Source organism: Streptomyces sp. NPDC014656 (assembly GCF_043084305.1).
Classification (GTDB): domain Bacteria; phylum Actinomycetota; class Actinomycetes; order Streptomycetales; family Streptomycetaceae; genus Streptomyces.
This window is the reverse complement of the sequence record NZ_JBIBZN010000028.1, coordinates 24,623-49,158: the sequence shown is the minus strand read 5'-3', so window position 1 is coordinate 49,158 and position 24,536 is coordinate 24,623. Positions and strand designations below refer to the sequence as shown.

At 72.3% G+C, this 24,536-nt stretch carries 16 protein-coding genes and 2 pseudogenes; 12 read left to right on the top strand and 6 right to left on the bottom strand.

From position 1 onward, the window contains the following. The 3 genes and pseudogenes from ACF1ED_RS36410 to ACF1ED_RS36400 all read right to left on the bottom strand — a co-directional run. A pseudogene (locus ACF1ED_RS36410) lies at positions 1-263 on the bottom strand (transposase family protein); the annotation flags it as partial. 247 nt (positions 264-510) lie between these two features. Further along, positions 511-2,715 (bottom strand): trypsin-like serine protease, encoded by a 2,205-nt coding sequence (locus ACF1ED_RS36405; protein WP_391767651.1) that lies wholly within the window; start codon positions 2,713-2,715, stop codon positions 511-513. A 52-nt stretch (positions 2,716-2,767) separates the two neighbouring features. Then, a complete protein-coding gene (locus tag ACF1ED_RS36400) occupies positions 2,768-3,265 on the bottom strand; it encodes a hypothetical protein (RefSeq protein ID WP_391767650.1) in 498 nt (165 codons plus the stop codon). A gap of 722 nt (positions 3,266-3,987) precedes the next feature. On the opposite strand from ACF1ED_RS36400, the gene ACF1ED_RS36395 reads away from it, so the two are divergent. Together ACF1ED_RS36395 and ACF1ED_RS36390 are read left to right on the top strand one after the other, a co-directional pair. After that, positions 3,988-7,545: an ALF repeat-containing protein gene (locus ACF1ED_RS36395; RefSeq protein WP_391767649.1), complete on the top strand. Its 3,558-nt coding sequence runs from the start codon at positions 3,988-3,990 to the stop codon at positions 7,543-7,545. After that, a complete protein-coding gene (locus tag ACF1ED_RS36390) occupies positions 7,545-7,934 on the top strand; it encodes a hypothetical protein (RefSeq protein WP_391767648.1) in 390 nt (129 codons plus the stop codon). The genes ACF1ED_RS36395 and ACF1ED_RS36390 overlap by 1 nt, the downstream gene beginning before the upstream one ends. 258 nt (positions 7,935-8,192) lie before the next feature. Here the strand turns inward: ACF1ED_RS36390 and ACF1ED_RS36385 are convergent. Both ACF1ED_RS36385 and ACF1ED_RS36380 read right to left on the bottom strand, forming a co-directional pair. Further along, a pseudogene (locus ACF1ED_RS36385) lies at positions 8,193-8,651 on the bottom strand (helix-turn-helix transcriptional regulator); the annotation flags it as partial. Between the two features lie 572 nt (positions 8,652-9,223). Beyond that, a complete protein-coding gene (locus ACF1ED_RS36380; RefSeq protein WP_391767647.1) occupies positions 9,224-10,516 on the bottom strand; it encodes a DUF3370 family protein in 1,293 nt (430 codons plus the stop codon). Positions 10,517-10,802: 286 nt separating this feature from the next. Between ACF1ED_RS36380 and ACF1ED_RS36375 the strand changes: the two genes are divergently transcribed. The 9 genes from ACF1ED_RS36375 (at position 10,803) to ACF1ED_RS36335 (ending at position 22,934) form a co-directional block, all read left to right on the top strand. Continuing rightward, positions 10,803-12,119 carry an ABC transporter substrate-binding protein gene (locus tag ACF1ED_RS36375; protein ID WP_391767646.1) on the top strand — a complete coding sequence of 439 codons (1,317 nt, stop codon included), beginning with the start codon at positions 10,803-10,805 and terminating at the stop codon, positions 12,117-12,119. Positions 12,120-12,351: 232 nt separating this feature from the next. Then, the gene (locus ACF1ED_RS36370) at positions 12,352-13,230 is read left to right on the top strand and encodes a carbohydrate ABC transporter permease (RefSeq protein WP_391767645.1); all 879 of its coding nucleotides are present in this window, start codon (positions 12,352-12,354) and stop codon (positions 13,228-13,230) included. Further along, entirely contained in the window at positions 13,227-14,156 is a 930-nt protein-coding gene (locus tag ACF1ED_RS36365) for a carbohydrate ABC transporter permease (protein WP_391767644.1), read from the top strand. The genes ACF1ED_RS36370 and ACF1ED_RS36365 overlap by 4 nt, the downstream gene beginning before the upstream one ends. After that, complete coding sequence (locus ACF1ED_RS36360) at positions 14,153-14,935, top strand: GntR family transcriptional regulator (protein WP_391767643.1); 783 nt, start codon at positions 14,153-14,155, stop codon at positions 14,933-14,935. The genes ACF1ED_RS36365 and ACF1ED_RS36360 overlap by 4 nt, the downstream gene beginning before the upstream one ends. Next, positions 14,932-15,942 (top strand): ROK family protein, encoded by a 1,011-nt coding sequence (locus tag ACF1ED_RS36355; RefSeq protein WP_391767642.1) that lies wholly within the window; start codon positions 14,932-14,934, stop codon positions 15,940-15,942. The genes ACF1ED_RS36360 and ACF1ED_RS36355 overlap by 4 nt, the downstream gene beginning before the upstream one ends. Before the next feature lie 192 nt (positions 15,943-16,134). After that, positions 16,135-17,649 (top strand): DUF4127 family protein, encoded by a 1,515-nt coding sequence (locus ACF1ED_RS36350; RefSeq protein ID WP_391767641.1) that lies wholly within the window; start codon positions 16,135-16,137, stop codon positions 17,647-17,649. Then, the gene (locus ACF1ED_RS36345) at positions 17,646-19,436 is read left to right on the top strand and encodes an FAD-dependent oxidoreductase (protein WP_391767640.1); all 1,791 of its coding nucleotides are present in this window, start codon (positions 17,646-17,648) and stop codon (positions 19,434-19,436) included. Before ACF1ED_RS36350 ends, ACF1ED_RS36345 begins: the two co-directional genes overlap by 4 nt. Before the next feature lie 46 nt (positions 19,437-19,482). Further along, positions 19,483-20,235: an N-acetylmannosamine-6-phosphate 2-epimerase gene (locus ACF1ED_RS36340; protein ID WP_391767639.1), complete on the top strand. Its 753-nt coding sequence runs from the start codon at positions 19,483-19,485 to the stop codon at positions 20,233-20,235. Next, positions 20,232-22,934 carry a hypothetical protein gene (locus ACF1ED_RS36335; RefSeq protein WP_391767638.1) on the top strand — a complete coding sequence of 901 codons (2,703 nt, stop codon included), beginning with the start codon at positions 20,232-20,234 and terminating at the stop codon, positions 22,932-22,934. The genes ACF1ED_RS36340 and ACF1ED_RS36335 overlap by 4 nt, the downstream gene beginning before the upstream one ends. A 732-nt stretch (positions 22,935-23,666) precedes the next feature. Here the strand turns inward: ACF1ED_RS36335 and ACF1ED_RS36330 are convergent. Beyond that, on the bottom strand, positions 23,667-23,990 hold the full coding sequence (locus ACF1ED_RS36330) for a hypothetical protein (RefSeq protein WP_391767637.1): 324 nt from the start codon (positions 23,988-23,990) through the stop codon (positions 23,667-23,669). A gap of 125 nt (positions 23,991-24,115) precedes the next feature. On the opposite strand from ACF1ED_RS36330, the gene ACF1ED_RS36325 reads away from it, so the two are divergent. Next, a complete protein-coding gene (locus ACF1ED_RS36325) occupies positions 24,116-24,496 on the top strand; it encodes a thiol-disulfide oxidoreductase DCC family protein (protein WP_391767636.1) in 381 nt (126 codons plus the stop codon). The last annotated feature ends 40 nt before the right edge of the window (positions 24,497-24,536 follow it).

Genomic DNA, 24,536 nt, shown 5'->3' with positions numbered 1-24,536 from the left:
CTCTCGCGGCGAGGAGTTTGATCACGCTCTGTACATACGTGTGGGCGGTGCCCTCGCTGATCCGGAAGCCCGCGGCGAGCTTCGCGCAGGTGGTGTGCTCGCGCAGGTGGACCAGGGTGATGATGGCGCACTGCGAAGGTCGTAGTTTGCTCCGGCGGTTGCCCTTGGGGGTGACGATCAGCATCGTGGCCCACTCCACGCGCGCGCGTGTGCGGCAGGTCGAGTACGGCAGGATGGATGACCGACGAGGCCTCCGGTCGCAGCGGTTGAGACGTTAGACGTCTCGGACCACTGTCCGAAGGCCTCGCCTGCTCTCCGTCCTCGGCCGACACCCGATCGGTGACCAACCTGGGGTTCCTTGTTGATCGCGATGCCCGCGCTGATGGCCGCGAGGGGGGATCGACCTTGCGTCCGTCGGTAGTGGTGCCGTTGCCGGCCCATGTCCTCGCGGGGCCGCTGGACAGCCGGTGTGACGCCTAGCGGTCGGCTGGCCAGCGGCGGACGCCTACATCAGCGGGCTTGTGCGCCGAAGCGGGTGCCGGTGTTGGGCAGGCCGGCGGTGCCCGGCTTGTACACGGTCACCGGTGCGACTGTTCCGCCGGTGATGGTGTTGGACATGGGCAGGGCGTACAGGGCGCCGAGGCCGGGGCCGTAGGGCATGCCGACGTAGAGCTTGGTGCCGGTGTAGTGGATGTTGCGGCCCAGGTACTGGTTGGCGCCCGGGGTGCCGGGGATGCCGTCGCCGTCTCCGGCCTCGATCCAGCGGTCGTTGGTGCCGGCCGCTGCGACCAGGGAGAAGGTGTGGATGGCGCCGGCGTTGTCGGTGGTGCCGAGGGCCTCACCGGGGGTGCCGACGGCGAGGCGCATGGTGGCGCCGGTGCTCACGGCACGGGGGGCGGTGTTGACGGCGGTCAGGCTCTCGCCCATGCGGTCGCCGGCTTCGGCGGTGCCGGAGACGTCGTCGTCGTCGGTGCCCTGCCACAGCTGACGCGTCTCGCTCCACGTGCCCGCGGCGGTCACGCGGCCGACCACGACGCGGCCCGCGTCGGCCTTCTGCGTGGCGCCGCCGTCCGTGGACATGGCCTCACCTGGCGAACCGATCGCGAGGATCGACTCGTTGGCGGTGGCCGAGCCCGAGGGGCGGTAGTCGGTCAGGGACAGCGACCAGGCGAAGTCGTCGTTCGCCTCGGCGCCGCCGGAGACGGTGTCGAGGTCCTGGTCGAGGCCGAACAGCGGCTTGGGGTGACCGTCGGCGTGCAGGGTGTGGCTGAACACCGCGAGGTTGCCCGCGGCGGCGTCGCCACCGATGACCTCATTGGGTGCGCCGATCGCGATGTGGTTGGAGTCGGCGGCCAGAGACGTGCTGAAGCCGTCGTTCGCCTCGGCCGCACCGGGGACGTCGGTCTTGTCCTGGTGGATCGCGACGTTGACTGAGCCGCGCAGGTAGAAGGCCGCGCCGGCCTTGGTGATCGTGCCCACCTTCTCGCCGGGCGCCGAGACCACGATGTAGGGCTCGCCCGTGGCGGTGGTGCCGGCCACGACGTTGTCGCCCATCCGGTCGCCCGCCTCGGGCGTGGCGGCCTTGATCGCTCCGTCACCCGCGCCCTGCTCGAAGTGGGTGCTCTTCAGCGCGCCGGTGCCCATACCGCCCGGGGCGCCGTACAGGATGTCGAAGAAGCCCGCGTCGGCGGCGGTGCCCACGTCCTCGAGGGTGGTGCCGACGACGAGGTCGGTGTAGCCGTCCTCGTTCCAGTCGACGGTGTCCATGGAGTCACCGAACCAGTCACCCTGTTCGGCACCCCCCGCCACCCAGTCGAGGTCCTGGTTGATCTCGGCGACGCCCTTGCCCCCGCCGTACACGATCCGCACCAGACCCGCGGTGGTGTCGGTGCCGACCGTACCGGCCGGGTCGGCGATCGCGATGTCCTCGAGACCGTCACCGTTGAAGTCCACGATCCGGGTGGCACCGACCTTGCCGTCGATCCAGGACTTGAGGTCGTCGACACGGGAGATGACACCGGCCGTGGAGGTCTGCGCGGGGTCGATGCCGTAGCAACCCCCCTGCGAGGACTGGCTGCTGAGGCCGACGAGCTGGCCGGCGCGTACGACGGGGCCGCCTGCGTCGCCCATGCAGGCGGCCGCGCCGTCCTTGCCGGTGACGGTCGCCGAGGTGGCGGCCGCCGAGTCGACGGTGTAGGCGGCGGTGTGCAGCTTGAGGGGTGCCCACTCGGTCTTGTCACGGCCGTAACCGGCGAACTTCAGCTCTTCACCCGCTGCCGGCGCGGACGCGGCGAGCGCCACCGGAGTGACGCCCGTGACCGGCCTGTTGAGGCGGGCCAGGACGACATCGCGGTCGGTACGCGGGACGAGTTCGACCACGCGCCGCTCGGCACCCTGGGTGCCGGACAGATCGGAGCGGCCGATGATCGCGGTGGTGCTCTTCTGCGGGGCCCCGGCCGGGACGGCGAGCGAAGCGGCCGGGTCGGCGGCGAAGCAACTCGCCGCGGTCAGCAGCCACTCGGCGTCCACGAGGACGGCGGAGCAGCCGCGGTCGTGCGGGCCGACGGTGATCTGGGCCGTGTAGGCGTAGGTGGTGTCGGAGTCGGCGACAGGCGTGCCGGTGACTGCGGAGGCGAGCGGGGCGCACAGCGCCAGCGGAGCCGCTATCAGGGCTGCGCCGAGCGCGGCCAGGCGGAGACCTCGGGAGTGCTGCATGAGTTGTTTCCTTGCTGCGGGATCCAAGGGGTGAACAGGCGGTCTGACGTTCCTACTTGGACGTGCGGATCTCGACGAGCATGTGGTCACGGCCCTCGGGGTCGGCACTCTCGCCGACCGCGGTCCAGGTGTTCTTGGCTACGTCGAAGGACTTCTCCTCCGTGCCGACCGTCATGTCGACCTGGGCGCTCTGGTCGACGCTGCCCCTGACGGCGTACACGGAGGGGATCTCGAGCGTCAGCCAGCCGCTGTTCCCGGTGACCTTGAAGCAGATCTTCTCCTTGCTGCGGGCCCAGACCTCGAGCAGTCCGGTCTCGCCGGCGCAGTCGGCCAGCACGATGTGCCCGTCGCCCCGCTTCAGGACGATGTTCTTCTCGGCGAGGATCTTGTCCGCGTTCGGGTAGTTGTAGTCCTCCACGGCATAGCCGGGTGCCGCGTCGGCCACGGGGTCCGTGTTCCCCGTCGGCCGGCCCGCCGACGAATTCGTCCACAGCACGGCCGCCAATCCGGCGGTACATGCCGTCGCAATGATGCGAGTGACGAGTTTCATGTGCAGTTCCCTCTTATAGGTCAGGTGCCTCATCCCCTTCATCTATGCATGGCGACGCGTCCCGACCGGGCGCCTCCACGCTGCTTCAGGGAAATTCGAGCAAGTCCTGGGTGCAGCCGGGATGACGGCTGCCGATATTTCCGCGCAGGCCGTTTCAGCCCACCTGGCGAGGTGTGCGGATTCATCCAGGCGAGCTGAAGCGGCTTTCTGCGGCGCCTCATTCAAGAGCTCAATCCCTCCACATGTCCAGCAGGGCAAACCGGAAGCGGGCATGCAGTGTTGGCGAATTCGCCCGCTGAGACGGCCGGCCGCACGAAGGTTGTAGGGACGGCCGTGAGGGAACCGTGAAGGTTCGGAGGCGTGACCTTCGTGAATGTGTGGGATTGGACACGCGAATAGAAATTCCATCGAGAGATGTTTGGAGTCGAAACTTCCAGTTTGCTGGATGGGTCGCGCTTTGCGATCCATCATGAATGATGGAGTCGATTCCCCGAGAAAACGGAACAATCGTCACGGATCAAGCCATGGATCCGCACCCCGCATTGCCATCCAATTGACGTTTAACTGAATGGGTGTTGGGATCATGCTGCCTCGACGCCCGGACAGCACCTGCGCGCTATTTGCGTATCTGTCCGGGCAACGCGTCGGGCGGGCGGCACCGTGCCGCGCCATCGGGGCGAGTACGGGTCGGATAGACACAGTGAGAGTGGAAAGGAGTCGTGATGTCACAGCAATCACGGCGGGGGTTGAGCAGGCGTCAGGCGCTGGCCATTTTCACCGGGGTAGCGGCCGGCAGCGTGCTGTCCACCGGTATGTTCGGGACGCGCCCTGCGTACGCGGCGAGCGGTTCGGGTGGCATGCCGGCGGTGCCCGAGGGATCCGGGCTTCCGGATACCGATCGCGGCAAGGTGGTCTGGGCGTACCGATCGGGCCGCCGGGCCGTCCGCGCCGCGGCGTCCGCGGCGCTGGCGGGCTCCGCCGCGGACATAACGGAGTTCCTCGATCAGAAGGCACCTGTGGCCTGGGCCGAGGACAACAGGTTCGCGCTCGCGGAGTCCCTGGCCACAGCGGGCATGGCGACGCGCAACGCCATCGGTGCGGCGTTGTCCGGCGGGGACGCGGCGATCGAGACCCTCCTCCAGGGCGGTTTCCAGACTGCCGTGGACGAGGATCTCAGGGTGGCCGTGAGTACGGTCCAGGCCCACGGTGCCAAGGCTGTGAAGCGTGATGCATCAGCCGCGCTGGCGGCCGGTTCCCCCTTCGCGTTGCGCGCCTTCCTCAGTGACGGGCGGTTCGCCGCACAGGAGGAGGACGATCGTGTGCAGGTCATGACCATCCTCGCCTCAGGGTCACCACAGGTGCGTGAGTACGCGGGTCGGGCCATGGACGACGGGTCGGCCAGGGCCATCCGGTGGTTCCTGGAGACGGGTCAGTACATCGCCCGGGCACGCGACGAGGAATCGGCCACGATCCAGCAGTTGGTCGACGTCGTGGAGAAGGAAGGACGCCGCGCCAGTCTGAAGACCGAAGAGGCTGTCGAGCTGTCCAGCCAGGCAGTCAGTGCCGCCGAGAAGGCGAAGGCCTCGGCGTTGGAGGCCAAGGCCGAGGCCTTGGCCGCCGAGCAGGATGTCGCACGCTCGGCCAAGGCGGCGGGGAAGGCCGCGCAGGCGGCCATGGGCGCGGCCGCGGCCGCGTCGACCGCGGTGTCGGCATCACGGACGGCACAGGCCGCGGCACAGCGTTCGGTGGCTGCCGCCAACGCCGCTGCCGCGGCTGCGGCATCGGCGGGACGCGCTGCGGCGAATGCGTATCGTGCCGCGATCGCCGCTTCCAAGGACAGGGCGATGGCGGGTGCGGCCGCCGCGGCGGCGGACGTCGCGCTGAAGCTGGTGAGCTTCGTGCGCACGGTGGCCGCCAAGGCAGACCTCGCGGCCGCGTCGGCCGACGCGGCGCTGCGGGCGGGCGACGCCGCCCGTAGCTCGGCGATCAACGCGGCCGAGGCCGCCGGTGCGGCGGCCGACGCGGCCGTGGCCTCCGGAGCAGCCCAGTCCGAGGCCGCTGCCGCGAAGCGGGCCGCCGCCGAAGCGGACGCCGCCGCGGCCAGGGCGACCCAGGCGGCGGGCAGGGCGCGGAACCTGGCCGGGCAGGCGGCCGCCGCCGCCCGCGTGGCGCGTGACGCGGCCAACAGTGCCGCCGATCACGCCGAGAAGGCCGCGGCCGCGGCCAAGGAAGCGGCCGCCCACGCCGGTGAGGCGGTCGACTACGCCAACCGGTCCACGCTGGCTGCCAACGCCGCTGTCGAGGCGGCGAAGGCCGCCGCCGACGCGGTCGCCAAGGCGCGGGACGTCGAGCAGTTGGCCCGCCAGGCCGAGGCCGAGAGCCTGGCCGAGGAGACCAGCGAGGCGATCGAGCAGGCACGGCGCGCGGCGCAAGCGGAGTCGAACGAGCTCGAACGGTTCAACCGGGAGCGGACCCAGGAAGCACGCCTCTCTGAAGAGCTCCGGGCGCTCATCAGCTCCGCGGAATCAGCACTGCAGAACGGAACCATCGAGCAGGCCGCGGCGGCCGGGCGCAAGGCGGCGGTCCGCCTCTTGGAGGGCGCGGGGACCTGGACCCGTCAGGCAGCAGAGTACGCGCTGGCCGGCTCGGACCAGGACGTCGTCAACTGGATCTCAACCGACCGCGTCCTCGCGCTGCAGCAGGACAACGTCGAGAACGTCGCGGCGCTCGCCGCAATGTCGACGCAGGCCGTGGCCACGGCGGCCGCGGCGGCTCTGAAGACCGAAGACCCCGCCAAGATCAAGGCGTTCCTGGAGACCGGATCGGTCGAGGCGGCCGCTGATGACAACCGGGTCGAGGTGGCCAGGATCCTGGCCGACCCCAGCAGCGGCACGAGGGTGCGAAGCGAGGCAGCGGCCGCACTGGACGCGGGGACCGCCGAGGCCGTGCACGCCTTTCTGTGGGTCGGCCGCGAGGCGGCCGTACGCGAGGATGACCGGGTGGCCGCGTCCGCGCTCCTCGCCACCGGAGGCCCTTACACCAAGGCGGCGGCGCAGATCGCGCTCGAGGGCGACACCTTCATGCTCCGCCGGTTCATCGCGACCACTCAGTACGACTTCGCGCGGATCGACCACGATCGCGCCACGCACATCAGCGCGGTCCGCGCGTCGATCGCACGCGCGGCCAAGATCGCAGCGAATGCGCAGGAGGACGCGGCCCGCGCCTCCGAGGCCGCCGCCATCGCACGCCAGGCCGCTGACAAGGCGACCGAGTGGGCCAACCTCGCCAAGGGTTACGCCGAGGATGCGGCGAAGTCCGCACAGGAAGCACGTGACAACGCCGATGCCGCCGAGAGGTCCGCGGCCGAAGCGGCGCAGTCCGCCCTGATCGCGAGCAACGCAGCCGCCGCGGCGCTCAAGGCGAGCAGCGTGGCACGCCAGGCCGCGACGCGAGCCGTGCGGTCCGCTGAGACCGCCGCGCGATACGCCACGGACGCCGCGGTCTCGGCGACGATCGCCCGCAAGCAGGCATTCGAAGCCGGCAAGGACGCCGTCGCCGCCGCGCAGGCCGCGACTCAGGCCTACCGTCTTGTCGCCGAGGCCGCGTGGCGCCAGGCGATCCAGAACGCGATCGACAACGCGACCGTTCCCGTCGGCTCCGGCGAGAACCGCCTTCCGGTCGGAGCCGAGAGCTGTCTGACGCCGTTCGGCAAGCCCATCGCGTCCGGAAACGGCGCTACCCCGTTTGAGCTGGGGTGGAGCTGGCTCACGGGGGGCGGCGATCGGTCCCAGTGTTTCGGCCCGGACGACGAGTTCACCAGGATCTACCGCGAGCATCCCTGGACCAGTGAGGCCCTCGGCTTCTTTGCCGATCGGGTGCGGTCCGGGGACTACGAGCTGGGCCACACGTACATGTACGACTACAGTCTCGCTGGCTTCCAGGGCCTGAAGTGGCTCAGAGACGCCGGGATCACGGGCCCGGCAGACCAGTTCCTGACCGGGTACACCGGAAACTCCGCGTACGCGTTCCTGGGCTCACAGCAGATCCGGATGACTCCCATCCGGAAGAACGCGGACGGCAGCGTGGTGTGGCGGTACACGGCGTACAGCGAGCAGAGCATCGAGTCCGCGACCCGCCCGCCTGTCATCGGGTACCAGGACTGGTACAAGGAGACCGCCGGTAAGGCCATCAACGGTTTGATCGACTGGGTCAGCGGCGACTCGGGCCCCGGGTCGACCATGACCGTGGTTGTCGAGTTCAACGTGACGCTGGGACCTTAGTGGGCAAGCTGACGAGCGGACGCTGGTTCGCCGCCGCCCTGGCCGCTTCCGCGGTACTCACCACAGGCTGCACGGCTCGGGTCGACGCCGAGGACCTGCCCGGCCTGTACCGCAACAACGAGACCGGCGGCGAGATCCGGCTTGAATCCGACGGCACGTTCACCGCCACTGATCTGTCGACGGACTCGCACTCCGATCCCGCCAATTTCCACGGCCAATGGGAGTTCGTCGACAGCTCCGCCGGCGACTTCGTCTACCTGGACATCGATGAGCGCGGCATCGGGGAGGTCTCCGGTGTCCAGCTCTACGCGCGCGGCGGAGGGAAGGTGGCGTTCGGCACTCCGGATGGGTCGTGGTCCCTGGTGCTCACCAGGAGCACGGAGAGCTAGGAGCCGTGTCTCCAACGGTCATGCAACGTGTGGGTCGAACAGGGATCCTGACCTGGTGATCTTCCGGTGATGCGCGCATGAAGGCAGGGCCTCTCGGTGGCTCAGTGGTTGTTGAAACCAAGAGCTGTTCCAGGAGGCCCTGTTGTCACATGTGCTGCCCCGAGTTTCGTGGGAGCCGGTGATCTTGGCTCAGGCGGGCTGCGGGGTTTGCTCCTGGTTCCGCCGGAGGGCTTCCTCGTACTCTGCGGGCGGAACGTAGTCGCGGCAGGCCGCTGCGAGTGCGGTCAGGGTGGCGGGGTCGGTGCGCGGGCCACGCCGCTCCCATTCGATGGTCGCGGTCGACTGCTGCAGGGCGGCGACCTGCGCGCGCAGGCGGGCGGGGAGGACCTGTTCGAGTTTGGCGAGCGCGCGCAGGGTGGTCTCCTCCATGCCGGTGAGCCGGCCTGCGGCGGTGCGCAGGGCGACGGCGGTGGCAGTGGCCTCGTCGTCGTCCAGGATCAGCGGCGGCATCGCGGCGCCCGCGGCGAGGCGGTAGCCGCCGGCGGGGCCGGTGGTGCCCTCCACGGGGTATTCCAGTTCGCGCAGGCGGTCGATGTCGCGGCGCACGGTGCGGGTGGTGACGCCGAGCCGTTCGGCGAGTTCGGCGCCGGACCATTCGCGGCGGGTCCGCAGCAGGGACAGCAGGCGGAGCATCCGGGCGGGCAGGTCGGTCGTCATGCGCTCAGAATGCCCCCCTTCACGGCTGCGATATGTCCTAAAAGACTCCTCACGTGACGGTCATAACCGAGCGGGCGGAAGCCCTTCCGGATCCCCTGGCCGATTCCGTCACCCGTAGCGCCGCTCGCAGCCACGCGCATCCGGCCTGGCCTGGAGCGGCGAGCCACGAACGCCGGAGAGCCCACCTCCCACCCCTCGTCGCCCCCGCCAAAGCCAAGGTGGCAGGTGCGGCGCCAGAAGCGGCCACTCGCGATGGGGCAGACCCCCCGGCACATGACCGGCCCGGCGAAGGACCGGTCATGAACTCACATGACCCGCCGGCCAAGGCCGAATGAGCGTCATCTCGAACACGAAGACGGAGATCACCGTGGGTCTCATCGGTGTGCAGGTGCGCCGGGAACGGTGGTCAGAGGGGTCGTGGGCGCGCGCATCCAGGCGGTTTGCAGGTCAGCGCGGCTTCGGCGCCTCGTAGTCCTCGTCCGGGATGTGGAGGCCGAGGTCTTGGACGCGCCGCCACCCGTGCCGCCTGTGCTGCATGGTGGCGGCGTCTCGGGCGGGTGCACGACGAGGGCTCAGACGCTCTCCAACAGGAGCTGGGAGCCCGCTGTGATGAGGCCCGGGACGGTGAAGTCGAGCTTCACGGTTCTGGTGGCGCCGGCGGCGAGGGTGTAGGTGCCGATGGTGTCGCGGGGGACGGTGGGACGGACGTAGACGGTCTGGAGCTGGGCGGCCGCACCGTCGACGGAGACGGCCATGGCTCCGTTCCAGGTGTTGCCGGGAACGTCGGTCGAGCCGGTGACGTTCGAGCCGAATACCAGGCGCGCGGTGCGGGACTGCGCGCTGGTGTTGCGCAGGGCGAACTCGACGGAGTACCGCGCGCCGTAGTTGCCCCAGCTGCGCTGGGAGGAGTCGCCGAGCGCCGCGGTGGCGGGCGCGGTCTGGTCGAGTGCGGCGACCTGGCGGACGGTGGTGTTGAGCGCGAACCCGAGATGCCGGCCCGCGGCCGGGACGTCGATCGTGGTGAGGCCGGTGGCCCAGCGCGAGCCACCGTAGACGCCCGCCTCGCGGCCGTACGTCGTGTCCGTCTGGCCGATGATGTTGCCGGTGGCGGCGTTGCCGTCGTTCTGCGAGTAGTTGATCGCCGTGTTCAGGTTCCCGTCCCGCGTGACCACGGTGTAGGTGTACACGCCGCCGCTCGCGGTGATCTCCAGGAGTCCGTCCAGGATGGAGCCGGTCATCTGGATCCGCGCGGCCTGCACGACCTTCTTCGCGTCGACGGAGGTCGAGGAGAGGTACGTGCGCAGGTCGCCCGCCGCCCAGTCCGCGGAGACGGCGTGGCAGGGCCCGGTGCCGGCGCGCGCGGCCGGGTCCTGGACGAGCGGTTTGTCGGCGTTCGTCCACGCCGAGCCGCGAGCGCTCACCGTCACCGCCGAGGTGCCGGGGTTGGAGACCAGGACGTGCAGGTAGGCGGTGCCGCCGGTGCTGTTCTGGTGGTACAGGTACAGCGGGAAGGTGCCGGACAGGGCGCGGGCGCTGCCGCCCCGGTTCGAGGTGGTGCGGGCGTGCTGCATCAGCCAGCCGGGGCCGGTGACGGTCTCCGGGTTGTTGGAGACGACGAGTTCCGGGCCCGCCATCGAGCCGGGTAGCTGCCGGAGGAGTTCCCGCGTGACGGTCGGGCCGGGGGCCGTGGGGGTGCCCGCCGTCCACTGGCTCTCGCCGATGACGGTCGCCGCCGCGGTGAGCCTGGCGAAGTGGTTCGTACCTGAGGCAGCCATGGCCTCCGCAGTGGTACGGGCCGTGAGCACGGTGGCGAGCGCGGCGGGGGCGGTGAGCAGGAGGCGGCGCCGGCTGGGGAGGTGAGACATCGCGCGTTGTTCCCTTCATTGGGTACAGCGGGAGTTACGGCGCACATCAAGCCACGCATGAGCTGGCGCTGGCAAGACCCGGTGAATCCATTCGACTGCCCTCGGGCGGACGGCACGCGTGGCGGAAACGTGCCGGCGTAGAAAGATCCGGTGAGCCTCTTGACGCGGCATCAAACCCTCATCAGACTCTTGCCCATCAAGTGGTACGGACCACTTCTCGCAGTGCGACACAGGTCGCAGACCCTCTCCCTCTCCGGCCGGTGTCCGGAACTTCCCTAGGAGCGTCATGCCCTCCAGCAGAGGCACCCGTCTCGCGTCCGTCGCCGCCGCCCTCGGCATCCTCACCACCGCCTGCGGCCTGGGCGGTTCCACGGACGGCGGTACCGGCACCCAGGCCGCGAACAAGCCCGGCGCCGCCCTCAAGGGCACCGTCCGCTTCGAGACGCTCCAGCTGAAGCCGACGTTCACCACGTACATCGAGGGCGTCATCGCCTCCTACGAGAAGAAGAACCCGGGCGTCGACGTCCAGTGGGTGGACGTGCCCTTCGAGGGCGCCCAGGAGAAGATGACGGCAAACGCGGTCGCCGGCACCATGGCCGACGTCGTCAACCTCAACCCGCAGTTCGCCCAGGCACTCGAGGCCAAGGGCCTGTTCATCGACATGGACGAGGCGGCGAAGGACGTCAAGGCCGACTACGTCCCGGGGGCCTGGGACGCGTTCACCGTCCCGGGCAAGGAGGGGTCCTTCGGCATCCCGTGGTACCTCACCTCCGAGGTCACCATGTACAACAAGGACCAGTTCAAGAAGGCCGGCCTCGACGCGGAGAGGCCGCCGGCCACCCTCGACGAGCTGCTCGTCGCGGGCGAGAAGCTGTCGAAGGCGGGCAAGGGCAGGGCGTACGGCCTGCACCCGGCGCTGGAGAACCGTTTCATCACGGACCTCGCCAAGCAGGGTGTGCCGCTGCTCGACGAATCGGGAAAGAAGTGGACCTTCAACACGCCCGAGGCTGCGGCGTATCTCGGCAAGCTGGCCGACGCGTACAAGAAGGGCGTGTTCCCCAAGGACTCGCTCACGCAGAATCACAGCAAGGCGACCGAGGCGTACCAGGCCGGTCAGATCGGCGTCCTGCCGTCCGGGCCGAACTTCCTGACGATCATCAAGGAGAACGCGCCGAAGATCGCCGAGGCGACCGGCGTCGGGCCGCAGATCACCGGTGCCTCGGGTGCGACCAACATGTCCGTCATGGGGCTGCTCGTGCCGAAGTCGAGCAAGAACCAGGCGGCGGCGGTGTCGTTCGCGGCGTACATGGCCAACGCGGAGAACCAGCTGGCGTTCTCGAAGATCGTGACGGTGCTGCCGTCCGTTTCCGCGGCGTTGAAGGACCCGTTCTTCACCGACGCGGGTGACGGGTCCGCGGAGGCGAAGGCGCGGAAGATCTCGGCGGAGCAGATCACCAAGGGCGAGAACCTGGTGCCGGTGCAGTACGACGAGCGCGTCACCAAGGCGGTCGTCGGCAAGGTCCAGTTGGCCCTGCAGGGGAAGCTCGCCCCGCAGGACGCGCTCGACCAGGCGGTCGAGGCGGCGAACCGGATCACCGGCTGATCCTGTGGGAGTCCCCGCCCGCCCGCGGGCGGGGACTCCGGCTCTCTGCGCAGGCCTCGTCCGGTCGGCAACGGGGCGTCCGCGGCTCTCCCGCGGTTGCCGGCCTCCGGACTGTGGCTCGAAACGCCGGTCCGGTCGTCGTCGGTGCCGAGCTCGGCGGAGATCGTGTCGCGCCCGACGGTGACCGCCTCGCGGCTGCGACGAAGTTCCACCCCTACCCCCTGGAGGATCCGTGACCGGCCGACGCTGGTACGCCCCCTGGCTGTTCCTCGCTCCCGCGCTCGTCATCGCGGTGACCTTCTTCATCGTTCCGTTCAGCAACACCATCGTCTTGTCGTTCACCGATGCCAGCACGCTGGGCGGAGGGCGGTTCACGGGGCTCGCGAACTACGAACGGCTCCTGGTCGACAGCGAGTTCTGGCTCTCCGTGCGGAACACCGGGCTGTACATCGTGGTGGTGGTGCCGCTGATGGTCGTCCTGCCGCTGCTGGTCGCGGTGCTGGTGCAGAAGAAGATCGCCGGCGTGGGCTTCTTCCGGGCGGTGTTCTACTCGCCGGTGGTGGCGTCGATGGTGGTCGCGGGGCTGATCTGGTCGTGGCTGCTGTCCAGCGACGGCCTGGTCAACTCGATGCTGCGCGGCCTGAAGATAGTGACCGAGCCGTTGCCGTTCCTGACGGATTCGACGCTGCTGCTGTTCAGCGCGATGGCGATGACGGTGTGGAAGGGGCTCGGATACTACATGGTGGTGTACCTGGCCGCGCTGGCGAACGTGCCGAGGTCGCTCCTCGAGGCCGCGGAAGTGGACGGCGCGGGGGCGGTACGCCGGTTCATGAGCGTGACCGTGCCGCTGCTGAGGCCGACGATGGTGCTGGTGGGGACGTTGTCGGCGATCGCGTCGGCGAAGGTGTTCGCGGAGGTCCACACCCTCAGTGACGGCAGCGCGGGGCCGGGCGGGGAGGCCCGCACGATCGTCTACACCATCCGCGAGGCCGGCCTCGGGCTGAGCGGGGAGGCGGGGTACGCCTCCGCGATGAGCCTCGCGCTCTTCCTGGGCACGCTGGGTCTGTCCGTGTTCGTCACCCGTCTCAACTCCCGGGAGCAGCAGGCATGAGCGCGCCCACCACGAACCGGCCGGCCACCGCGGTACGTCCCGCGGCGACGAACACGGACCGGCCCCCGGTTCCGGGCGCCCCCCGGCCGCGCTCACCGCGGCTGCGCGCCGCGGGCGGCACGGGGGTGCGGTACGTCCTGCTGCTGCTCGTGCTCGTCGTCACCGTCGGACCGTTCCTGTGGCAGTTGTCGACGTCGCTGAAGGGCGCGGGCGAGAGCGTGTTCGGGTACCCGCCACAGCTGCTTCCGAGCCACCCGACGCTCGAGCACTACGCGAAGGCAGCGGACACCGTCCCGGTCTTCTCCTACGCGTTCAACTCGCTGCTCGTCGCGGTGGGGTGCGCGACGACGAACTGTCTGTTCGGTTCGCTGGCCGGGTACGCGCTGGCCCGGATGGAGTTCTGGGGGCGGAAGATCGCGTTCGGAATCTTCCTCGCCACCATGATCATCCCGTTCGAGTCCATCATGGTCTCGGAGTTCCTGATGATGCGGTCGCTGGGTCTCAACGACACCCTGGTCGGAGTGATGCTGCCGATGGCCGCGACCGGGCTGTCGATCCTGCTCTTCCGCAACGCGTTCCTCGGACTGCCGAAGGAGCTGGAGGAGGCGGCGATCCTGGACGGCGCCGGAGAGTGGCAGCGGTACTGGAGGATCGCGGTGCCGTCGGTGAAGGGCACGATCGCGGTCGTCGCGATCTTCAGCTTCGTCTTCGCCTGGGACGACTTCCTGTGGCCGCTGATCGTGCTCAACGACCCGGCGAACTACACGCTGACGGTGGGCATCCAGTACCTCTCCGGCACGTTCACCAATGACCAGCGGGTCGTGGCCGCGGGCACCATGATTGCGGTGGTTCCGCTGCTTGTTCTCTTCTTCACGCTGCAGCGGTTCTTCTTCCGAGGCGTGGGCGAAGGGGCGGTCAAGGGATGAACACCGGTACGGGGACGGGCGACGAAGTCACGCGGAAGGATGGTGCGGCGGCGGGCGCGCCGGCCGAGCGCGAGCCCAAGCACGAAGCGCTGCGCACCGCGCTCACCGCACTGATCGACGACGGGCTCGCCCCTCACGAGGCACTGCCGAGCGAACGCGAACTGATGCAGCTCTACTCGGTGAGCCGGATGACGGTGCGGCGCGCCGTCGAGCGGCTCACCCAGGAGGGGCGCGTCTACCGGGTGCAGGGCGCGGGGACGTTCGTCGCCGCCCCCGCCACGATCAGCAAGACGCTGCACCTCACCTCGTTCTCCGAGGACATCCGCAACCGGCGGATGGTCCCCGACAGCCGGTTGCTGGTCCTGGAGCGCACCGGGGCGGACCTCGACTGCGCCCGCGACCTGTTCCTCGTCCCCGGCACGCCGGTCGTCCACCTGGAGCGGCTGCGGACGGCGGACGACGAGCCCATGTGCCTGGAGAACGTCTGGCTGCCGGAGGCGATCGTCCCCGGGCTCGTCGAGCACGGCGAGCCCGAGAGCCTCTACGGCTGGCTGGAGCGGGCCGGCGCGGCACCCGAGACCGCCGACCAGACGATCCGCGCCACCGTCGTGGGCCCGCGCGAGGCCGCGCTGCTGGGGGTGCCGCCGCAGTTCCCCGCGCTGCTCGTCGAGCGCGTGACCCGGGACATCCGGGGGCGGGCCGTCGAGCGCGCGGTCAGCCTCTACCGGGCGGACCGCTACGACTACCGCCTGACGATCAGCAGGGAGCGACGGACGTGACCACGCGCACCACCCGGGACGGCGCGGCCGCTCCCACCCCGTCCGTCGGGGCGGCGGCCGCGACCACGGCGGCGTGCTCCGGCGCCCGGTCGGCCGGGGGGCCCGGCCTCCGGCTGGGCGTCGACATCGGGGGGACGAAGACGGCGGTCGCCGTCCTCGACGAGGGTGACGCGGTGCTCGCGCGGGCGTCGGCGCCGACCCCCGCCGCCGACGGGGCCTCGGCCGTCGTCGCCGGTGTCCTCGAGCTCGCCGGGCACGTCCTCGGCGAGTCGGCCTCCGTCCGTGGACGACTGACCGGCGTCGGTGTCGGCACGGCCGGGGTCGTCGCCCCTGACGGGCGGACCATCGCCTCCGCGACCGACGCGCTGCCGGGATGGGCGGGCACACCGCTCGCCGTGCTCCTGGAGGACGCCCTCGGGGCGCCTGCCGTGCTCCTCGGTGACGTGCAGGCGTTCCTGGCCGGGGAGCTCGCGGCGGGGGCGGCCCGCGGCGCGCGCGGTGCGGTGGCGGTCATGGCCGGTACGGGGATCGGTGGCGCGGTCGCCGTCGACGGAGCGGTCGTCCGGGGCGGGAACGGGGCGGCCGGGCACCTCGGCCATGTGCCGGTCGCCGCGGCGGAGGGGCTGCGGTGCCCCTGCGGGGCACTGGGGCATGTGGAGGCGGTCGCGTCCGGGCCGGCGATGGCCGCGCTCGCGGGGGCGCCCGACCTACGGGCCGTCGCCGCGGAAGCCTCCGCCGGGTCCGCGTCGGCGCGGGACGTCCTCCGGCGCGGGGGCGCCGCGCTCGGTGCGGCCCTGGCGGGCGTCGTCAACACCCTCGACCCCGATGTCATCGTCGTCTCCGGCGGAGTGCTCCACGCCGGGCCCTGGTACGAGGAGGCCCTCCGTGCCTCCCTCACCGCCTCGGTCCTCCCCCTCCTGCGCACCGTCCCCGTCGTCCCGGCCGCGCTCGGCGCCGAGGCGGTACTCCTCGGCGCCGCGTCCCTCGCCCCCCGGCGCACGGGGTGACCTCCGCCGGGGCCCGCCCGGGGTCTCCCCCCGCCCGCCCCTTCCACGCGTCCCTCGGCGGGCGCCGCCGCGCCCGTCGGCGCGCCACCGGACCGCCCCCGGTCGCCTCGAACGCCGGCCGGGCCGGGATTCCCCGCCCGCCCCGCTTCCCCCCGCAAGTCGGTAACCACCCGCCCGAAAGCCGAGGCCCCCGTGCACACCATCGCCCTCCTCCCCCTTGACGACCGCCCCGCCTGCGCCCGCCTCCCCGCCCAGATCGCCGCCGTCGCGGGCGCGAGGACGCTGGTGCCGCCGGCGGCGCTGATGCCGCGGCTGCGTGAGCCGGGCGACGCGGACGGGCTCGGGAAGTGGCTGGAGGCAACCGCCAGGAGCGCGGACGCCGCGGTGGTCAGTCTGGAGACGCTGGGGCACGGCGGGTTGATCGCGTCGAGGACGCGGGCGACGACGGTGGCGCAGGTCGCCGCACGGTGGGAGGTGCTGCGGCGAATCGCCGCGCCGGTGCACGGGGTCACGCTGGTCACGCGGACGCCGGACTCGCAGGACGCGATGGAGGAACCGGAGTACTGGGACCCGCACGGCCCGGCGCTGCACCGGTTGTCGGCCGCGCTGCACCGTGCGGAGGAGCGGGGTGAGCCGGACGGCCTGGAAGCGGCGCGGAAGGCCGTGCCGCAGGAGGTCCGGTCGGACTTCGCGCGGCGCAGGCTGCGCAACCACGCGCTCAACCTGACCGCGCTCGAACTCGCCGCGGAGGGGGTGTTCGAGAGCCTGGTGGTGGGGGCGGACGACACCGCCCCGTGGGCGGTGGCCACGGCAGAGCTGCGGCAGCTGGGCCTCTGGCGCACGCGGTTGGAGGCGGACGAGCGGGTCGCCGTGCGACCGGGCGCGGACGAGGCGACGTCGACGCTGGTGGCCCGCACGCTGCTCGGTCTGCTGGACGCCGGACCCGTGACCGTACGGATCGAGGCGGCGGACGCGAGCGGGCTCGACCAGGTGGCGCCCTACGAGAACGTCCCCGTCGGAAGGACGGCGGCGGGCCAGGTGGAGGCGTGCGGAGCGGTCCTCCAGGACGACGACGCGGATCTGGTCCTGCTGGTGCACACCCCGGACGGCGACGGCGACTGGGCCACGGGCCCGCTCCCGAAGCGCCACGCGGCAGCCGAAGGCACCGCGCAGGCACTGGCGGAGCGCGCCGCCGCGTACGTGCGCGAAGGGCGCGCGGTCGCGGTGGCGGACTGCGCGCAGCCGAACGGGGCGGACCCGCTCCTCGCCGCCGCGCTGCTGCGGACGGGAACCGCCCACCGGCTCACCGCGTACGCCGGCTGGAACACGGCCGGCAACACGCTCGGGACGGTCGTCGCGCACGCGGTGACCGCCGTGGCCGCGCGGCGGGCCGGGCGGTTCGACGAGCGCGCCCACCTGGACCTGCTCGCCCACCGGTTCGTGGAGGACCACGGCTACATGACGCGGCTGCGCGCGGAGGTCCGCGCCGGGCTCGGCAGTGTTCCCGGGCGCCATGACCACGTCCCCGAGGACCACCCGGCCCGCGCGCGCCTGGCCGCCGGGCTCGGCGCGTACGCGGCACGACTGCCCGGTTTCCGGGCGCGCGTCGACCCGGGCAGCGTCCATCTGCCCTGGCACCGCACCTTCGAGGTCGACTTCGATGTCCGCACCGCCACCCACCGGCCCGTTGAGGAGCCCACCGCATGAGCACGACCGCCCCCGCACTCCACGCCGACGTCGCCGTCATCGGATCCGGCCTCGGGGCCGTCGCCGCCGCGCTCGCGGCGGCGCGGGCCGGGCGCCGGGTGGTGCTCGCGGCTCGGTTCGACCGCCTCGGCGGCCAGGCGACGACCCAGCTGGTCCCGGCGCTCGACGAACACCCGCACGTCGAGACGGGCGGGGTGTCCGCGTCGTACCGGGCGTTCCGCGACCTGATCCGGGCGCGGTACGACGGGGTCGCGAACCCCGGCGGCGGCTGGGTGAGCCGGCTGTGCTGCGAGCCGTCGGCCGCGGAGGAGGCGATCGAGGAGCTGCTCGCGCCCCACGTGGCGCAGGGGCGGCTCACGGTGCTCCGGGGCCGCGTCCCGGTCGAGGCACGGCGGGAGGAGGGGCGGCTGGCGTTCGTCCGGCTGAGGTCGGCCGACGGGACCGGGACGGACCTCGTGGCCGACGTCTTCTGCGACGCCACCGAGGCGGGCGACCTGCTGCCGCTCGCCGGCGCCCCCTGGGTCGTCGGCTCGGAGGGCCGCGACGCCCACGGCGAGCCACTCGCCCTGCCCGGCGGTCCGCAGCCCGGCGCGGTCCAGTCCTGTACGGTCGGTTTCGTCGTCGAGCACGACCCGGCCGCGGACGCCCGTCCGGTCACGGACCCCGCACCCGAGGGCTACGCGCTCTGGCGCGACGCCCAGCCGTTCACGCTGGAGATCGCCGGCTGGGACGACCGCGCGCACCGCTACCGGATGTTCGAGCACGGCCCCGACGGCCACCTGCCGTTCTGGACCTACCGCCGGCTGCGCGAAGGCGCGGTGCTGGGCGGCCGGGACGCCGCGTTGATCAACTGGGCGGGCAACGACTACGCCGACCGTTCGTCGGTCGACCACCCGCAGGAGGCGTACGAGCAGGCCAAGCGGCTGTCCGCCGCGTTCCTGCACTGGCTGCGCACGGAGTGTCCGCGCGACGACGGCAGCGGTCGCGGCTACCCCGGGCTCACGCTCGCCCCGCAGGTCGCGGGCACAGCCGACGGCTACGCGGAGGAGCCGTACCTGAGGGAGTCGCGCCGGCTGCGGACCGGCTCCCCGGTACGCCAGCAGGACCTGGAACCCGTGCCGGGCCTCGCGCGGGCGGCAAACCGGCCGGACTCCGGCGGGCTCGCGATGTACCACATGGACCTGCACAGCCGGATCGGCCACCCCGCGAGCGCGTACGCGCCCACCGCGCCGTTCCAGGTGCCGCTTTCCTCGCTGATCGCGGCGGAGCCCGGCAACCTGCTCGCGGCGGCCAAGAACCTCGCCGCCACCCAGGTCGCCGCGTCCGCCTACCGGGTGCACCAGGGCGAGTGGGCCGTCGGCGAGGCGGCCGGCGCGCTGGCCGCGCAGTCCTGCGCCCGGTCGCTCGCCCCGTCGGAGGTCGTCGGCGACCGCCGTGAACTGACGCTCCTGCAAGCGCGGTTGACCGGCGACGGGGTGCCGATCGCCTGGACTCTCGACGTCCCGCCGGACGACCCGCGATTCGTCGCCGTCCAGCTGCTCGCCGCGGCCGGAGCCCTGCGCGGCCGCCGCGCCGCCGAACTCGACGTGAGACCGCAGGACGCGGCGGACGCCGCGGACCGGCAGGCGCTCCACGAGGCGGCAGCGCGTCTGGGGGGCGAGCCGGGACGCGTGCTCGATGACCTCGACCCGACCACTCGGCAGATGAGTTGGGGCGACCTCGCCGTCGTCCTGGCACAGCGCGCCCTCGACCGGGCCGCACGCACTGCCGGCGGTGCCCGTGTCTGACACCGCAGCCCCCGCAGCCCCGACCGCTACCACCGAAAGGGACCCGGTGTCACCCACCCGAGCCCCCCGGCCCGCCCCGACCGCCGCCGCACTGCACGAGCTGGCCGGATCGCTGATCGTCTCCTGCCAGGCCCTGCCCGGTGAGGCGTTGCACGGGTCGGAGATCATGGCCCGCATGGCACGGGCCGCGGTCGAGGGCGGGGCCCGTGCCGTCCGCGTCAACTCGCCCGAGGACGTCGAGGCCGTCCGCCAGGCCGTCGCCGTCCCGGTGATCGGCCTGTGGAAGGACGGCGAAACGGGCGTCTACATCACCCCGACGCTCGCGCACGCCAGGCGGATCGCGGAGGCGGGCGCGGACCTCGTCGCGCTCGACGCCACCACGCGTCCACGCCGTGACGGTCTGACGCTCGCCGAGACGATCGAAGCCCTGCACCGGCTGGGTGTCGGCGTCCTCGCCGACGTCTCCACTCACGAGGAGGGCACGGCCGCCGAGGCCGCGGGCGCGGACGCGGTCGCCACCACCCTCTCCGGGTACACCGAGCACAGCACCGCGCAGCAGGGACCGGACTTCGCGCTGATCGCCTCGCTCGCCCCCGCCCTCACCGTCCCCCTGATCGCCGAGGGCCGCATCGGCACCCCCGACGAGGCCGCCCGGGCGCTGAGCCTCGGCGCGCACGCCGTCGTCGTCGGCGGGGCCATCACCCGCCCCGCGTCCATCACCCGGCGCTTCGCGGCCACCGTCCGCGAGCAATCCGTCCGTTCGGCGGCCACCCACCCCGCACAGGAGCACTCCGCATGACCACCGCACCCGAATGCCACGTCGTCACCCACGTCCACTGGGACCGCGAGTGGTACCGCCCGTTCGAGTCCTTCCGCGCCCGGCTCGTGGAGCTGGCGAGCCGTGTATGCGAAGAGCTGGACGACGGCCGGATGCAGGCCTTCCACCTCGACGGCCAGACGATCGTCCTCGCGGACGTCGAGGCGCTGCGTCCCGACCTCGCCGAGCGGCTGCGCGCCCACGCCCGCGCCGGACGGCTCACGCTGGGCCCGTGGCACGTCCTCGCCGACAACCAGCTGGTCTCCGGCGAGAACCTGATACGCAACCTGCTCACCGCCCGCCGCCACGCGTCGGCCACGGGCACCCTGGCCGGCGTCGGCTACTCGCCCGACGCCTTCGGGCACCCCGCCGACCTGCCGCGGCTGCTCAACGGCTTCGGCATGGACACCGCGCTGATCTGGCGCGGTGCCCCCGACGGCGTGGCCCGATTCCGCTGGCGGTCGCCCGACGGCTCGGAGGTCTTCGCCGTCAACCAGGGCTACCACGGCGCGGAGGTGCTGTGGCCGGACGCCGAGGCCGACGCGAAGGACGATTCCACCGCCTACGCCGGCACGGTCACCGACAACGCCTCCACGGCCGCCACCCGGCTCGGCGATTATCTCGCCACCGAGCACGAGCGGCTCCCCGGGGGCCCCTGGCTGCTCCTGAACGGCGGCGACCACCTCGCCCCGACCGGACCCGGCGACCGCATCCGCGACGCCGCGCCCGGGGCGAAGGCCACCGGGGCGGTGCTGCGCGAGAGCACCCTGGAAGAGTTCTTCGCCGCCGCCAGAACCGCCGCCGAGGTCCGTGCGACCGGCGGCGGTCCGCTGCCGGTCGTCGAGGGCGAACTGCGCGAGGCGGCCGGCTACCTGACCTTCATCCTGGCCGGCACGCTCTCCGCACGCACCTACCTCAAGCAGGCCAACGCCGCCGCGCAGAACCTCCTGGAACGCTGGGCCGAGCCCTCCCTCGCCCTGTACGCGCCGCACGACCGGACCCTGCGCGCCGACCTCGACCACGCCTGGGAGCTGCTGCTGCGCAACGCGCCGCACGACTCGCTGTGCGGATGCAGCGTCGACGAGGTGCACCGGGAGAACGCGGTCCGCTACGACCGGGTGCGGCAGCTCGGCGAGCACGTCGTCAGCCGCGCCCTGCTCGCCTCCGGGCTCGACGTGCGCGCGTACGGCGACCCGGTCCGCGACCACGCCGACCTCGCGGTCCTCAACCCCCACGCGGGCGCCACCGGCGGCCCCGTCACCGTCGAACTGCTCACCGCCCCCGACCGCCACCCCGTCGCGCTGACCGCCGCGGACGGCGCGCCCGTTCCCTTCGAGACTGAGGTCCTGGGCCCCGAGACCGCCTTCGAGGCCGACCTCGACCTGCTGCCCGACTCCCGCCCGGCACTGCGCCACCGGCTTTTCTTCACCGTCCCGGCGGTGGAAGGCCTCGGCCGTACCGTCCTGCGCGTCACCCTCGGCGACGCCCCGGCAGAGGAGGCCGGCGCCCTGACGGAGAAGGGGGGCTCGATCGCCGCTCCCGGCGGTGGCGTCCTGACCGCGGCGGATGACGCCTCCCTCACCCTGACCCGCGCCGACGGCTCGGAACTGGCGGGTCTCGGCCTGCTCACCGACGGCGGGGACAGCGGGGACACGTACAACTACGACCCGCCGGTCCGCGACGCGGTCGTCACTCCGCGCCTGGTGGATTCCCGCACGCGCACCTCCGCCGTGCGGACGGTCCTGGAGCTGGACGCCGTCCTCGACCTGCCGGCCGGGCTGACAGCCGACCGTTCGGGCCGGGACGAGAAGACGGTGACCGTCCCGGTACGGATCGAGGTCACGCACTGGCACGGCGATCCGCTGCTTCGCTGGCACATCGCACTCGACAACACGGTCCGCGACCACCGCCTGCGGTTCCACGCGCCCACCGCGCGCGGAACGGAGACCTGGACCGGTGACGGGCAGTGGTGCCTGATCGAACGCCCGGTCCGTCCCGACCTGGGGCCGTTGCCGACCGAGCGTGGCCATGAGGCCGTCTGCGGCGCGGCGCCCGTGCAGGGGCTGGGCGCGGTCGGACGGGGAGCGGACCGCACGGCGGTGTTCGCGCCGGGGCTGCCGGAGATGCGGGCGCTGGGGGCCGGGGAGACCGCCTCCGGGGCCGACCAGGAGATCGTCGTCACGCTGCTGCGGGCCGTCGGCTGGCTCTCCCGCTTCGACCTGCGCAGCCGTACCACCGGAGCGGGGCCGATGCTGCCCACCCCGGAGGCGCAGTGCCAGGGTCCGCAGCGGTTCGAGCTGGCGCTCGCGCTGGGCGCGGACGTGGCGACGGATGCCCGACTGGCCGGCCGCTCGGCTGCGTTCCGTACGCCGCTGCGCGCCTGGCAGCTGCGGCCGGGCAGCACCGCCGCGCCCGCCGCCGGGGCGATCCGCGTCGACGGTGCGCTCCTGGGGGTACTCAAGCCCGCGGAGGACGGTGACGGGATCGTCCTGCGCCTCACCAACCCGACCTCGGACGCGTGCGAGGCGCGGGTGCGCGCGCCCGAAGGCGCGTTGCTCACCCCGGTCCGTATGGACGAGCGGCCGACGGACGCGCCGGTGGTCCGGCAGGGGTCGACGGAGAGCGTGTGGCCGCTCGCCCCGTTCGCCACGCTGAGCCTTCGGGTGAGGCCTTCCGTGTGATCGTCGCCTGGCGACGGCGTCGTCGAGCGCCGTCGCGAAGGGCGCAACGTGGCGTGGGACGCCGGGGCAGGGTTCGCCGCGGAGTCGACACGGCCGCTATGACGTACCAGCGCGACGTGACCGGCGCCCGGCAGGAACGTGGCGGCGAGCCGGGTGCGGGCTCCGGCAGCGGAAGAACAGCCGGGGCCCCCGCGCGTCGAGCGCCAGGTTCACTCCGAGCCGTGCGGCGAAACGCCCCTGACCGGCCTCTTTCGCGAGGTGGGGGCGCAGCCCGCCGCGAAGGCCAGGGCCGCGTACAGCGGCGTCGACGCCACGTGAACGACCGTGGCGACGGCTGCCACGCCGGTGGCTTCGTTCGCTTCAAGCGGTTCTGGCACAACTTCCGTGAAACCACGCCGCCCGGGGCTCGCGGAGGCTTCTGGGTGAGCTGCTGACCTGTCGGTTCACCGGGGCTACCGACATCGGGCAGCGAGGGCGGGTACGGCGGCGCCTTCGCCGCAGGACATCGTCTCCCATGCTCGTCGGGGGCCTGGGCGAAGAGGTGGTCGATGCCAGGCCGTGTCCGCGTGGTCGTCGATCACGACGAAAGGCTCTCCACGAGGCAGCCCGGCCCCTCCCCTCTTCCGCCCGTCGGTGGGGCACTCGGCCAAGACCACCACCGGCACCCCACCCGCCCCCTGCACTCCCGACGGCGCCCCCGACCAGGCCAGACGGCAAAACGCTGCTGGAGCACTAGTCACCGTCCCCGTCGAGTGCGGCCAGCCCGTCGCTCCAGCGGGCGCGGCGCTCGGGCTCCTGCTGGTCCCACCAGGGCGTGCCGCGTTCGCCGAGGGCGACCTTGGCGGTGTGCACGCGGTCGCGGGCTGCGCGTTCGGCAGCCGTGTCCTGGGCGCGGCGGGCCGTGGCCACGGCGCGGCGAGCGGCCATGAGGTGGGACCGCAGCCGGGCGGCCACGTCCTCGGGCAGGTCGGGGTCCGTGGCCCGCCAGCGCCGGCCGTTGATGATCACATACCGTCCGTCGGGGGTGCGGGCGGGCTTTGGCGCATCAGCCGTCACCTCTCCACCCTGGCAGACGCCCGCCCCTCGGACCGTCGGCGCCACGCCGCTTCGAGACCGGCGCGGGGGAAGGGTGAGGGAGGTCCCGGCGTGATCCCGGTGGCGCGGCACAGCATGATGGAGGTATGCGCTATCGGCCTGTGCTCGTCTACGACGGAGACTGCGGCTTCTGCACGACTGCGGCGAACTTCGCCGAACGGCGTGTGCGGCCGCGCTGCGAGATCGTTCCGTGGCAGTTCGCGGAGCTCGACGCCCTCGGCGTCACGCCCGAGCGCGCCGCGTACGAGGTGCTGTGGGTGACACCTTCGGGAACGGTGGACGGCGGGGCCCGGGCCGTGGCGAAGGCCCTCCTGAGCGCGGGTGGCGTCTGGGCACCTGTGGGCGCGGTGCTCCTGCTGCCCGGCGTGCGGTGGGCCGCCCGAGGCGTCTACCGGCTCGTCGCGGCCCACCGCCACCGGCTGCCGGGAGGCACCCCCGCCTGCACCGTGCCCCGCCGCCCCGGGTGACCAGGACCGTCATCTCCGCGCACCAAGCCACGGCTGGCCC

Coding starts and splice junctions, on each gene's coding strand:
- ACF1ED_RS36345 (WP_391767640.1), top strand. CDS start 17,646: ATGAGCACGACCGCCCCCGCACTCCACGCCGACGTCGCCGTCATCGGA.
- ACF1ED_RS36360 (WP_391767643.1), top strand. CDS start 14,153: ATGAACACCGGTACGGGGACGGGCGACGAAGTCACGCGGAAGGATGGT.
- ACF1ED_RS36395 (WP_391767649.1), top strand. CDS start 3,988: ATGTCACAGCAATCACGGCGGGGGTTGAGCAGGCGTCAGGCGCTGGCC.
- ACF1ED_RS36365 (WP_391767644.1), top strand. CDS start 13,227: ATGAGCGCGCCCACCACGAACCGGCCGGCCACCGCGGTACGTCCCGCG.
- ACF1ED_RS36325 (WP_391767636.1), top strand. CDS start 24,116: ATGCGCTATCGGCCTGTGCTCGTCTACGACGGAGACTGCGGCTTCTGC.
- ACF1ED_RS36400 (WP_391767650.1), bottom strand. CDS start 3,265: ATGAAACTCGTCACTCGCATCATTGCGACGGCATGTACCGCCGGATTG.
- ACF1ED_RS36335 (WP_391767638.1), top strand. CDS start 20,232: ATGACCACCGCACCCGAATGCCACGTCGTCACCCACGTCCACTGGGAC.
- ACF1ED_RS36380 (WP_391767647.1), bottom strand. CDS start 10,516: ATGTCTCACCTCCCCAGCCGGCGCCGCCTCCTGCTCACCGCCCCCGCC.
- ACF1ED_RS36375 (WP_391767646.1), top strand. CDS start 10,803: ATGCCCTCCAGCAGAGGCACCCGTCTCGCGTCCGTCGCCGCCGCCCTC.
- ACF1ED_RS36405 (WP_391767651.1), bottom strand. CDS start 2,715: ATGCAGCACTCCCGAGGTCTCCGCCTGGCCGCGCTCGGCGCAGCCCTG.